Here is a 12,125-nt window from a genome sequence, read left to right as displayed (position 1 = left end):
ACGCGCTCCCACATTGAGGTTCGAATGACACACGACGGCGAGGAACGTCCGCTCCTCCTCCTGATCGCGAGCAGCTACTCGGTCTACCGCGCCTACATCCTGGAGTCGGTGTCCGCCCGGTACCGGCTGTGGCTGCTGAACCCCGCGCCGCCCACCTGGGAGGACCCCTACATCGCCGGCCACACGGTCGTCGACTGCCTCGACCTCGACAAGCTCACGGCGGCGGCGCGGGAGGTGGCGCGCGACCACGAGGTCGCGGGCGTGTTCTGCTACGACGAGGTGTACATCGAGACGTCCGCGCACCTGTCGGCCGCGCTCGGCTTCCCCGTCCTGGACCCGGACGCCGTCGCGCGGTGCCGCGACAAGAGCGCGACCCGCGACGCGCTGCGGGCCGCGGGACTGCCGCAGCCCGCGTCGCTGGCCGTGTCCACCCTGGACGACGCCCGCGCGTTCGCCGACCGGATCGGCTACCCCGTCATCCTCAAGCCCCGCAACCTCGGCGGCAGCATGGGCGTCCGGAAGGTCCACGGACCGGACGAGCTGGAGGCGGCGTTCGCGCTGACCGACGGGGTCCGGATGGGCGGCATCCGGCAGTTCGACGACTACGTGCTCGTCGAGGAGTTCCTCGACGGCCCCGAGGTCGCGATCGAGTGCGCCCTGCACCGCGGGACGTGCACGCCGCTGATCGTCGCCCGGAAGGTCCTCGGTACCGGCCGGATGGCGTTCGAGGAGATCGGCCACGACGTCGACGCCGCCGACCCGCTGCTGCACGACCCGGACATGCGGGACGCGCTGCGGCGGGCGCACGAGGCCGTCGGGTTCACCGACGGGTACACCCACATCGAGTTCAAGCTCACGCCGGACGGCCCGCAGGTCATCGAGATCAACGTGCGGCTCGGCGGCGGGATGATCCCCTACCTCGGGCTGCTCACGTCCGGGGTCGACGCGCCGCTCGCGGCGGCCGACATCGTCGCGGGCCGCGCGCCGACCGTGGTGTTCGAGGGACGGCCGCGCGCCGCGTCCGTCCGGTTCGGGTACCCGGCGCACGACATGGAGATCACCTCGGCGGCGGCCCGCGAGGACCTCGTCCGGCCGCCGATCAGGGAGATCCGGGTGGCCGTGGAGCCCGGCATGCGGCTGCGGCTCCCGCCGTACGGGCTGGCCCGCAGCGGCTTCGTCATCGCCGTCGGCGACACGCTCGACGAGACCGGCGCGGCCGTCGCCGACGCCGACCGGTTCTTCACCTTCACCGGCACCCCGCTGGAGCCCGCCACGTGAGCACCTCCGGAAAGGCCGCCGCGCCGCCGACGATCATCGCCACGCTGCGGCAGATGAACGGGACGGTCCGCGTCCTCGTCCTCGGCAACCTGATCAGCAACCTCGCCGCGTTCCTCAACGCGTTCCTGGTGCTGTACCTGACGGACCGCGGCTTCTCCGCCTGGCAGGCCGGCGTCGTCCTGACCGCGCTGATGGTCGGCCGGATCTCCGGCTCCGCGGTCGGCGGCGCCGCCGCCGACCGGTTCGGGTACCGGCGCGTCATCATCGGGTCGATGGCCGGCACCGCCGTGCTGACCGCCGCGCTCGTGCACGTCCCGAACATGTGGGTGGGCGCCGCCGTCGCCGCCGGCGCCGGGCTGACCGCGCAGGCGTACCGCCCGGCGGCGATGGCGTGGGTCGTCGAGCTGACGCCGGACGACCGGCACGTCATGGTGTTCGCGGTCATGCGGCTGTCGTTCAACGTCGGCGCGACCCTCGGGCCGCTCGGCGCCGCGCTGCTGCTGGCGTACGCGTCCTACGACGCCCTGTTCTACGTCGACGCCGCGACGTCCCTCGCGTTCGGCGTCGTCGCCTACCTGGTGCTGAAGGGCGACCACGAACCCGACGTCGGCGGCGCCGCGGACGGCGGGCGCGCCGGCTACCGGCACGTCATCGCCGACCGCCGGTTCATGCTGGTCGTCCTCGGCCTCTTCCTCACCGCCGTCGCCTACATCCAGAGTTCGGCCGCCCTCCCGCTGTTCGTGACGGGCAACGGGCACGGCGAGCAGGTCTACGCGGCGCTGCTCACCGTCAACGGCGCCATCGTCATCGTCTTCGAGGTGCTGCTGTCGAAGTGGACGCAGCGGCTCCCCATCGGGCTGCCGATGACGATCGGGATGGCCGTCCTCGGCCTCGGCCACCTCCTCTACGCCGGGCCGACGCCCGTCGCGCTCCTCGTGCTCGCGACCGTCGTGTGGACGTTCGGGGAGGTCATCGCCGCGCCGTCGATGATGGCCTACCCCGGCCTCATCGCCCCGCCCGCCCTGCGGGCCCGCTACATCGCCGCCGCGACCGTCCCCCAGCAGGTCGGCTACGCCCTCGGCCCGATCATCGGCGTCGCCGCGTGGCAGGCGTGGGGCACCGGGGTGTGGGTCCTCACCGGGGCGTGCGGGCTGGCCGCCGCCGCCTGCGTCGCCGCCGGAGCCGGGACGGCGCGCCGCCGCCCCGCCGCCGCGGAACCCGAACTGGCCCCGGCCGCCGAATGAACACCACAACCCAACGAAGGTGGAACCCCATGGACAAGCCGGTCGTCGCGATCGTCCGCCCGTTCACCTCGGCGGCGATGGTCGCCCCCGCCCTGCGGCGGGCGGGCTTCAGCCCGGTGGCCGTGATGGACTACGCCGGCCCCTCCCTCGGGCCGCTGCACTCCTCGCACGACCCCGCCGACTACGACGCCGTCATCAACCACCACGGCGACATCGACGAGACCGTCGCCCGGCTCGGCGCGCTGAAGCCGATCGCCGTCATCCCCGGCGTCGAAGCCGCGCTGCAGGAGGCGCAGCGGCTCTCCGACGCGCTCGCCCCCGAGTTCTCCAACGACCCCGACCTCGTGGACGCGCGCCGCCACAAGTACCTCATGCACCGGGCCCTCGCCGACGCCGGCCTGCCCGTCCCCAAGCAAATTTGCACCACCGACCCCGCCGAGGTCGCCGCCTGGATCGAGCGCGAGGGACTCGCCGGCCGCGACCTCGTCATCAAGCCGCCGACCAGCGCCGGCACCGTCGGGGTCAGCCGCGCGCCCGGCGGCGAAGGGTGGCGCGAGCGGTTCGAGGCGATGCTCGGCAGCCGCGACAAGCTCGACGTCGTCGCCGAGGAGGTGCTCGTCCAGGAGCAGCTCACCGGCGTCGAGTACGCCATCGACACCGTCAGCCACGACGGCCGGCACTCCATCACCGACATGATCAAGTACCGGCGGGTGCCGTTCGGCGAGGGCATCGCCGTGTACGACTCCGTCGAGTGGCTGCCCTACGACACCGACGAGTACGGTGAGCTGATCGAGTACGGGCTCGGCGCGCTCGACGCCGTCGGGCTGCGGAACTGGGCCGCCCACACCGAGATCATGATGACCCCGGACGGGCCGCGGCTGCTGGAGGTCAACGCGCGCCTCGCCGGCGCCGGCAACCCCGCCGTCACCGAGATCGCCACGGGCGAGAGCCAGGTCACCCGCATCGTCGACGTCTGCCGGGGCCTCGGCCCCAAACTGCCGCCCGGCTACACGCTGAACCGCAACGTCATGGCCGTGTTCCTGATGTCGCACTCCACCGGGATCGTCCGCAACGCCGAGATCTACGACGCGGCCCGCGAGCTGCCCAGCTACCACTCGCCCGTCCACCTCGTGACGACCGGCGACCGCGTCGACGCCAGCACCGACCTGTTCGCCAGCATGACGATGGGCTACATCATCCTCGCCCACGAGGACTCCGCGCAGGTCCACGCCGACCGCGAGGCCATCCGCGCCATCGAGAAGGAACTCATCGTCGAGGCCGACGCCTGATGGTCACCCACAAGTACCTCGACGCCTGCGCCGCCGACCCGGCGCTCCGCGACGCCGTGGCGTCCGCCGACCTCCCCGAGGCGTACGCCGCGGCCTGGCGGAAGTACCTGCTGTCCCGCCCGATGTTCTGCGCCGAGGACGGGATCCGCCGCGCCGCCGACGACCTCCGCCGGCTGTTCGGCCTGCTCACGTCCCTCCCCGACCGGCTGTTCGGCGGGGACGTCCGCGCCTTCTGCGGCGCCCTCGGCATGGACGAGCACCGCACCGGCATCATGACCCGCTTCGCCGGCGACCCCGTCCTGTACGGGCGCGCCGACATGTACCAGGACGAGGCGGGCTTCCGGCTGATGGAGTTCAACGTCGGCAGCGAACTCGGCGGCGTCGACGTCGGCGACCTCAACGGCCCCCTGCTCGGCACCGACGCGTTCGGCGCGTTCGCCGCCGACCACGGCCTCGCCCACGTCGACACCACCGCCGCCATCGCACGCCAGTTCGTCCGGGCCACCGGCAAGGACGACCCGGTCGTCGCGACCCTCGAAGGCGTCGGCGGCATCGCCCCCTATGAGGCGCTGCACCGCTCGTTCCAGGAGTCGATGCGCCGCCACGGCATCGACCTCGTCTACGGCGACGTCGACCAGGTCCAGACGCGCAACGGCCGCCTCCACCTGCACGGCAAGCCGATCGACCTCGTCCTCCGCTACTACAGCCCGAACCAGCTCGCGCGGGACGACCGCAACGTGGCCCCCGCCGAGACCGTCCAGCGCGCGCACGAAGAGGGCCGCGTCGTCCTGTGGACGCCCGTCTCCAACGGGATGTTCGCGTACAAGAGCAGCCTCGCGCTGCTGTCCGGTGCCGACCTCGACCCGGACGAGCGTGCCCTCGTCGACCGCGTCCTCCCTTGGACCCGGCAGCTCACCCGCGACCTCGCCGAGTTCGTCCGCGCCGAACGCGACACCATGATCCTCAAGCCGATCGCGGGCCTGGGCGGCCACGGCATCCGCACCGGCTGGGACCAGACCGACCGCGAATGGGCCGAAACCGTCGCCGAATGCCTGCGCGAACCGTACATCGCGCAGCGCCGGATCGTCCCGAACCGCGAACCGGTCATGGACCGCGACGGCCGGGTCACCGACTGGACCGCCGTCTGGGGCGTCTTCGCGTTCCCCGACGGCTACGGCGGCGCGTTCTGCCGCACCGTGCCCGCCGACGGCGGATCCGTCGTCAACATCGGCACCACCGGCGCCCGCGTCGCGTCCGTCTTCCACCACTAACCGCGCCCCGGGGGTCGGTCGACGACCCCCGGGATCGGCGTCGTCCCCGCGAACTGGTCCTTCATCGCGTCCACGCCCCGCTGCGGCCGCGCCAGCGGCACGAACTCCTGCCGCTCCGCCCGCTTCCGCTCGACGTCGACCCCCATCGCCCGCGCGCGATCGTCCTTCAGCGCCTCGTCGCACTCGCCCTCGCGGTTGAACGACCACATCAGCTTCGGCTCGCCCACCGGCAGCCCGTGCCCCGGCCGTCCGTCATGCCGCCCGGTATGCCACGTGTGCCACGTCTTCCCGTAGGAGTTCACCAGCTGCTTCATGAACGCCTTCTCGGCCACGTCCGGCAACCCGGGCGCGACGAGCTGGCCCGACAGGATCTCGAAGTTGTGCGGGTGCCAGTACGCCTGCTCGTCCTCGTCCAACCCCTCGAACAGCCGCTCCGACACGATGTACTCGATCCCGATCAGGTTCGCGTCCCGCGTGTTCCCGTCGAACAGGACGCACTGCAGCAGATCGTCGTTCACGACCTTGCAGTAGTGGTGCGCCTCCATCTGCTCGTCCGGCCCGTCCTTCACGCAGTGGAACCCCACCACGTAGACGTCGAACCCCTTCATCGGCTCCGTCGACTGCAGCAGGTTCGCGCCCTGCTCCAGCGCCGCGAGCCACGCGCCTTTGCCTTCCCCGTCCGGACGCAGCGGACTGCGACGTTCCTTCATCCCAGACACCTCCGCCGCACCCCCTACCCGCCGAACCCCCGCGTGCACCGGCCGGGCCCGCGACGTCCCGCCGGCGCGGCTTTCGCCCTAAGATCACCGGAATGTCCCCCCAGCTCCTCGGCCTGTTCGTCGGCTCAAGCTTCGGCACCGCGTTCGTCCTCGCGAACGCCGGCGCGCCCGTCCCCGGCCCCCTCGGGATCGCCCTCCGCGTCGCGGCGGTACTCTGCCTGATCGCGGTGGTGGTCACCGGCTTCCGCACCGACCGCCGCCGGGAAGCCCCCGCCGACCCCCCGCCCGCATGGTTCGGCCCCAAGTTCGGCCTCGTCGTCCTGGCCGAGTTCGCGCTGATCTTCGGCGGCATCGCCGTCCTCCGCGCCCTGGACGCCCCCGACCAGTGCAACGTCGCCTGGATCGCCCTCATCGTCGGCCTGCACTTCGTCGTCCTCGCACCGATCTGGAAGCGCACCGCCATCGCCGTCCCGGGCGCCCTCCTGACCGCCCTCGGCGTCGCGGGCATGGTCATGGCCGCGCTCTCGCACGTCGACTGGATCCCCTTTGTGAGCGGCGTCCTCTCCGGCGCCGTCCTCCTCGGCGGCTCCCTCTACGGCGCCGCCCGCCGCTAGCCCGGAGCCCGATCGGCGGCCATAATCAGGTCACCCGACCGAGGGGGCCGCCGTGTGGGCCGATCTCCAGGTCGCGCTCATCGGCGTGATCGGAACCGCCGCACTCGCCGCGGCCGTCCACCACGTCCGCGGAAGGCGGCTCCGGGACGGCCTGGTCCTCGGCGCGGGCGGCCTGTGGTTCCTGTTCTGCTTCACGTCGATCGTCTTCCTCGATCTCCCCTTCACCCCGGCCCCGGTCGAACAGTTCGTCCTCATCGCCCTGGTCTACCTGGTCAGGTACCTCTGGCGCCTCCACAAACGGCGCCGCGACCGCCAGGTGCGCACGTCCCGCCCCTGATCCGCGCGCCCGGCCTCCATCCTCCAGTGAACACTCCCGTACATCTGGGCCCGAAAGGCCCTACCATGGCTGTGCAGATCGGACCTTTCCCCAGAACAGAAATAGTTCGGGAGAATAGATGCAGACTCGGCCTGATCCGGGGTCGGCGGCCACGGCGGAAGAGTTCCTGGAAGCACTCCGGCAACTGCGGGCCTGGGCGGGTCGGCCCTCGCTGCGCACCCTGAACGCGCTCGGCGGAACCGACCCCGACTCGGGCGAACCGCCCGCCGACCTCCTGCCGGTGAGCACGCTCTCCGACAACCTCGCCGGCAAGCGCCTCCCCAACCCGCCCCGCCTCGCCTTCGTGGTCGCCTTCGTCACCGCGTGCATGCGCGCGAAGGGCTCCCACACCCCGGAGGAGATCTCCGCCGAAGAGGACCGCTGGACCCAGGCGTGGCTCACGCTCTCACCCGCCCAGGACGCCCCCGAATCCCCCCTCCCGGCGAGCGCCCCCGCCCCCGCAGAAGCCACCGACCTCCCCGAGGCCCCCGCCCCCCGCACGAAACGGCGCCTGCCCGTCATGGCGTGGCTCCTGGGCGTCGCCACCGGCGCGGTGCTCGTCGGAGTGATCACGCTCGCCGTCACCGGCACACCGCCGCGGCACCCCACCGCCTCCACCGAGGACGCCCCGCCCGCCTCCCGGACGCCCCCGCCCCCCACCGAGACCGGCCCGACCCCGTCGGCCCCGACCGGCAGCGCACCGGTATCCGACTACAAGGCGCGAACCGACACCTCGAACCCCGCGCCCGCCGCCCCGTCCCCGCCCGCCTCGAAGCCGGCGCCGTCCCCCCCAAGCCGCCCGGCCCCCAGCAAGTCCCCGACCCAGTCGCCCAGCCCGACCCCCTACACGTCCTACTACAACGGCTGGACGTCGCATCTCCCCAAGTTCACCCACCGCCCATACCCATAGGCGCAACGATGATCGGCCACACCGGATCGAATCTGAAACGGGGGGCTTATGAGAGTGGGCTGGGGATGGCTGGCCGGCTTGCTCACCGGCGCAACGCTGGGAGCCACATGGGGCTTCCTCGGCAACGACTACGAACCCGGCGACAGCGCGATCGGCACCGGCCTCATGGGCGCCGCCCTCGGCCTCTTCGTCGGCATAACGAGCGACGTGGTGCGCTTCGCAAGAAAGCATTGACGTTGCTCGCACGAACGCCCTCGTCCACGACCTGGACGGGGGCGTTCCCGTGCGGGTGGAGCCTAAAGAATTCGTGCACGCATCACGCCTTCTCCGGTCATGATGGCGCAGTGGTTGCAGAGCTGGTGCAGTCCTGGGAAAGAGCGACGCGAACGGCAGACGCACACGACGCGCGCGTGGCAAGCATGGACACCTGGGTACCGCCCAACCTCGGCGCCCTGGTTCGGGCGGTCCGAATGACGTCGCTCTGCCGCTGGGTCCCCAGCAACAGCCATACGAACTTCCACTTGCGTGCTGGGCTCAGATTCGATGCGGAGCGGTCACCGGCTCTCATTACACGCCGCCGTCCCTATGGCTACCTGGTCTTTCCGCGGTACCCCCGGGGCGAGGCCGACGACGTTCGCCCCACCTTGGTAACGCACTCGCCTACAGAAGCGGCAGCCGAACTGGAGCGGCTCTTGGCGGCCTGGCATCCCCGGCCCCAGCAAGCCGGGTCCGGGCCGAGTAAGTAGCTTGGCGCGTCATGCGAGCGACCGGGCGGCCATGATCTCTGCACGCGACGGACGAGCGGCAGCGCTATGGACAAGCCTGGACTGAAGAAGGCCAGAAGCGATCGGGCAAGCGTCGGGCACATAGGCGCGCGAAGAGGGGCTGAGACGCAAGAGCCCAGGCCGGGGACTCAGCTCCTGACCTGGGCTTTCCGGTGGGTGGAGCCTAGGGGATTCGAACCCCTGACACCCGGCTTGCAAAGCCGGTGCTCTACCAACTGAGCTAAGGCCCCTCGGGCTCCGGGCGTCGGCGTGCGCCGACGGTGGTCCGGGCACCGGACGGGAACGATCGTACACCGTGGCCGGGTGCGGCTCGACGGGACGATCGTGGGCATGCGCCAGCGCCGACGCCGGGTGGCGCCGGTTCGGCGCGGGGGTGTGTGCGGCGCGCGCGGCGCCGGCGGGCGACGGTGGTCCCGGCGAGATCGAGGCGGACGCGTCCGCTCCGCTCACGCCGGGGCCGGTGTCGCCGGCGGTGTCAGCTGTCGGACGACGTGGCCTCGGTCCACAGGTCCAGCTCGGCGCGGTCCTGCTGCAGCCGGCGCCAGACAGCGAAGCCGCCGAGAGCAACAACAGCGAGAATGAGCAGCTTCTTCACGGTGGGGACCCCTTTACCTCGACTATGAGCCCTGGTCCCGGAGGACGAGCGGTCTACGGGCCGTCCCCCAGGCTCTCCGCAGCCTAGCAACCGATCCCCGGCGATCCGCACCCACTCGCCGTTATCGGACCGAACGTCCAATCGGCCGGGCGGGCGGTTCGGGACAAAAGTGGATCTTGGGGGTGATAATCGCGGGGCAGTCGCTTGATCGTTCGGGGGCTGATCCGAGGAGGACCGAACGTGTGGACGAGCGGGAAGGGCGCGCTGGGCGCGGTCGTGCTGGGTGCGGCGGCGCTGGTTCCGGCGCCCGCGCACGCGGCGGAACCGCAGGTGGTGCCGGTTCAGGTGACGGGTGATCCGTCCGACCGCTTCAACCTGGTGATCCTCGGGGACGGCTACACGGACGCCGACATGCCCGAGTTCCGCGCGCACATCGCCGAGCACCTGAACGACCTGTGGACGATCGAGCCGTTCAAGTCGTACCGCAGCTACTTCAACGTGTACGCGGTCGAGACGCCGTCGGCGGACTCGGGCGTGAGCTGCGACCCCGAGCTGTCGTCGGCCCGGAAGGACACGCCGCTCAGCATGGCGTTCTGGAGCGGGTGCCGGGAGGACGGCATCCAGCGGCTGCTCGTGATGGACGAGGGCGCGGCCGAACGGTACGCGGACCTGGTGCCGGGGACGTCCGAGGGCAACCGGCAGATCCTCGCGCTGGCGAACAGCGACACCTATGGCGGTGCGGGCGGGACGTACGCGACGGCGTCGGGCGGGAACGCCATGTCGGCGCTCATCGCGCCGCACGAGCTCGGGCATTCGCTGGGCGGGCTGCAGGACGAGTACGACTACTACTACCGGGGCGTTCCGGGCGGGACGTACGAGGGGACGGAGCCCGAGTCGGCGCACCACACGCTGCTCACCGAGCGGGAGATGCTGGCGCAGAAGAAGAAGTGGTGGCGCTGGCTGGGGGAGCCGAGCGAGTCCGGCGGCGTCATCGGGCGCCACGAGGGCGGGCTGTACTCGGGCACGGGCGTGTGGCGGCCGAGCAGGCACTCGCTGATGAAGACGCTCGGGTACTACTTCGACCAGGTGGCGCGGGAGCGGATGACGCAGCGGATCTCCGCCAAGGTCGACCTCATCCAGGAGCACGCGCCGGCGGACGCGGTGGTGGGCGGCGACCGCGTGCTGTGGGTGGAGACGCCGCACCCCGTGGACCACCGGCTGTCGATCACGTGGACGGTCGACGGGCGCGTGGTGGGACGCGGCCCGGACCTCGATCTCGCGAAGCTGAAGCGGAAGGGGACGTACACGGTCAAGGTGACCGTGACGGACCCGACGGAGTTCGTCCGGGATCCGGCGATCCGCGGGTCGGCGGCGCTCACGCAGACGCGCACCTGGACGGTGGACGGGCGGAAGAAGACCCCGCAGGACGGGGTGCGGCCCCGGTTCACGGGCTCGACGCCGACCGACCGTCCGGTGGGGGCGGAGGCGATCGTGTACGCGGAGACGACGCATCCGGCGCGGAAGGTCCCCAAGGTGCGCTGGGAGCTGGACGGACGCGCCGTGCGCGGGGGCGAGCGGGACATCGACCTCGCCCGCTTCCGGCTGCGGGAGGGCACCCACCGGCTGGTGGCCCGGGTCGGCTCCGACCGGCTCGCGTGGACGATCGACGCGGAGCGGCCGACGGCGACGGTCGAGCTGTCGGCGGCGGGCCGGCGGGGCGGCCCGGCGGCGGAGCACGTGTTCGACGGCCCGTTCCACATGCGGCTGACCGGCGCCGACGACCGTCCGGGTGTGGTGGTGACGGAGTTCCGAGTGGACGGCGACGGCTGGTTCAACTACTTCGGCTGGCCGACGGACTCGGACGCCCCGTGGCTCTTCACCGAGAACGGCACCGTGATCGACGGGCTGACGTACGGGAAGCTCGGGAAGGGGCGGCACACCGTCGAGTACCGCGCCATCGACTCCGCGGGCAACATCGGCGAGCCGCGCACGTTCACGGTCACCCTGCGCTGACGCCCGCCCCCGTGGTCCCTGCGGCGTGCCTCGGAGGGAGCCGCAGGGGCCGGGGCGGGCAGGGCGTCAGGCGGGGTCGGGGGATTCGGTTCGGGCGGGCGGGGGAGTCGCGGGGGCCGGGGCGTCCGGGGGGTCGGGGTCGCGGCGGGCGGTGGCGAGGACGGAGCCGCCGAGGATGAGCACGAAGGACGCGATGATCGTGGCGGTGAGGGGCTCGTCGAGGAACATGACGCCCGCGACGACCGCGACCGCGGGGTTCACGTACGTGAACACCATTCCGCGAGACGCGCCGACCTCGCGGATCAGTTCGAAGAACACCGTGAACGCGAGGGCGGTGCAGACGAGGCCGAGCGCGACGAGGGCCGCGACGGTCGCGCCGCTCGGCGGCTCCGCGGGCAGCGTGAACGCGGCCGGCCCGGCGTAGACCAGCGCCGCGATGCCGAGGGAGGACGCCGACAGCTGCATGCTCGGGACGTCCTGCAGGCGGCGCAGCGCGATCATGGGGGCGATCGAGTAGCCGAGGACGACCAGCATGATTTCGCCGATCGCCCACGCGCTGCCGCCCTCGAGGTGCGGGGCGGCGAGCACGGCGACGCCCGCGAGCCCGACCAGCAGGCCCGCCCACCGGACGGGCCCGAGCCGTTCGGCGTCGCCGGTGCCGCGGGCGAGCACCACCCCGACGATCGGGACCGCGGCGATGAGCAGCCCCGTCATGGAGCTGGTCAGCTGCTGCTCGGCGTCGGAGAGCAGCGCCCACGGCCCGAGGATCTCCAGGGCGGTGAACGCGAGGAGCGGGCGCCAGTGGCGCCGCACCGCGCCGAAACCGCCCGACCGGAACGCGAGCGGCAGCAGCACGGCCGCGCCCAGCGCCGTCCGCGCGAACACCACGACGGCCACCGACACCTCGTCGACCGCCACTTTGATCAGCAGGTAGGGGATGCCCCACAACACGCACATCAGGGCGAACAGCACCCAACCGCGGCGACTCACCACGACCTCCATGTTCCGTCGTGCGCCCGGACGGTTCCGGG

The 12,125-nt window shown here is 72.1% G+C and carries 12 protein-coding genes and 1 tRNA gene; 9 read left to right on the top strand and 4 right to left on the bottom strand.

Annotation, left to right across the window (positions count from 1 at the left end):
- Positions 1 to 24: 24 nt before the first annotated feature.
- From H505_RS0128430 to H505_RS0128415, 4 genes are read left to right on the top strand one after another with little or no spacing between them, the layout of a single operon-like run.
- Positions 25 to 1,278, top strand: coding sequence for an ATP-grasp domain-containing protein (locus H505_RS0128430; RefSeq protein WP_026404694.1), 1,254 nt, complete (start codon positions 25 to 27; stop codon positions 1,276 to 1,278).
- Entirely contained in the window at positions 1,275 to 2,522 is a 1,248-nt protein-coding gene (locus H505_RS0128425; protein WP_051301266.1) for an MFS transporter, read from the top strand. Before H505_RS0128430 ends, H505_RS0128425 begins: the two co-directional genes overlap by 4 nt.
- 29 nt (positions 2,523 to 2,551) lie before the next feature.
- A complete protein-coding gene (locus H505_RS44850) occupies positions 2,552 to 3,811 on the top strand; it encodes an ATP-grasp domain-containing protein (RefSeq protein WP_034520284.1) in 1,260 nt (419 codons plus the stop codon).
- Entirely contained in the window at positions 3,811 to 5,082 is a 1,272-nt protein-coding gene (locus H505_RS0128415; protein ID WP_026404692.1) for a hypothetical protein, read from the top strand. The genes H505_RS44850 and H505_RS0128415 overlap by 1 nt, the downstream gene beginning before the upstream one ends.
- Here the strand turns inward: H505_RS0128415 and H505_RS0128410 are convergent.
- Complete coding sequence (locus H505_RS0128410; protein WP_026404691.1) at positions 5,079 to 5,792, bottom strand: OBAP family protein; 714 nt, start codon at positions 5,790 to 5,792, stop codon at positions 5,079 to 5,081. The two genes, H505_RS0128415 and H505_RS0128410, sit on opposite strands and share 4 nt — an antisense overlap.
- 101 nt (positions 5,793 to 5,893) lie before the next feature.
- On the opposite strand from H505_RS0128410, the gene H505_RS0128405 reads away from it, so the two are divergent.
- The 4 genes from H505_RS0128405 (at position 5,894) to H505_RS0128390 (ending at position 7,935) form a co-directional block, all read left to right on the top strand.
- Complete coding sequence (locus H505_RS0128405; RefSeq protein ID WP_026404690.1) at positions 5,894 to 6,415, top strand: hypothetical protein; 522 nt, start codon at positions 5,894 to 5,896, stop codon at positions 6,413 to 6,415.
- Positions 6,416 to 6,467: 52 nt separating this feature from the next.
- Positions 6,468 to 6,752, top strand: coding sequence for a hypothetical protein (locus H505_RS0128400; RefSeq protein WP_026404689.1), 285 nt, complete (start codon positions 6,468 to 6,470; stop codon positions 6,750 to 6,752).
- 118 nt (positions 6,753 to 6,870) lie between these two features.
- Complete coding sequence (locus H505_RS0128395) at positions 6,871 to 7,701, top strand: hypothetical protein (protein ID WP_026404688.1); 831 nt, start codon at positions 6,871 to 6,873, stop codon at positions 7,699 to 7,701.
- 48 nt (positions 7,702 to 7,749) lie between these two features.
- A complete protein-coding gene (locus tag H505_RS0128390; RefSeq protein WP_026404687.1) occupies positions 7,750 to 7,935 on the top strand; it encodes a hypothetical protein in 186 nt (61 codons plus the stop codon).
- 708 nt (positions 7,936 to 8,643) lie between these two features.
- Here H505_RS0128390 and H505_RS0128385 read toward each other — a convergent pair.
- A tRNA-Ala gene (locus tag H505_RS0128385) sits at positions 8,644 to 8,716 on the bottom strand.
- Positions 8,717 to 8,961: 245 nt separating this feature from the next.
- The gene (locus H505_RS51205) at positions 8,962 to 9,081 is read right to left on the bottom strand and encodes a DLW-39 family protein (RefSeq protein ID WP_211238580.1); all 120 of its coding nucleotides are present in this window, start codon (positions 9,079 to 9,081) and stop codon (positions 8,962 to 8,964) included.
- 240 nt (positions 9,082 to 9,321) lie between these two features.
- Here H505_RS51205 and H505_RS0128375 point away from each other — a divergent pair, with 240 nt between their 5' ends.
- Positions 9,322 to 11,094, top strand: coding sequence for a M64 family metallopeptidase (locus H505_RS0128375; protein WP_026404686.1), 1,773 nt, complete (start codon positions 9,322 to 9,324; stop codon positions 11,092 to 11,094).
- 66 nt (positions 11,095 to 11,160) lie between these two features.
- Here H505_RS0128375 and H505_RS44845 read toward each other — a convergent pair whose 3' ends face one another.
- Positions 11,161 to 12,084 carry a DMT family transporter gene (locus H505_RS44845; RefSeq protein WP_084550929.1) on the bottom strand — a complete coding sequence of 308 codons (924 nt, stop codon included), beginning with the start codon at positions 12,082 to 12,084 and terminating at the stop codon, positions 11,161 to 11,163.
- Positions 12,085 to 12,125 lie beyond the last annotated feature (41 nt).

The sequence above is a fragment of the Actinomadura rifamycini DSM 43936 genome, assembly GCF_000425065.1.
In the GTDB taxonomy this organism is placed as follows: Bacteria; Actinomycetota; Actinomycetes; order Streptosporangiales; family Streptosporangiaceae; genus Spirillospora; species Spirillospora rifamycini.
This window is presented reverse-complemented; position numbering and strand designations above follow the sequence as displayed.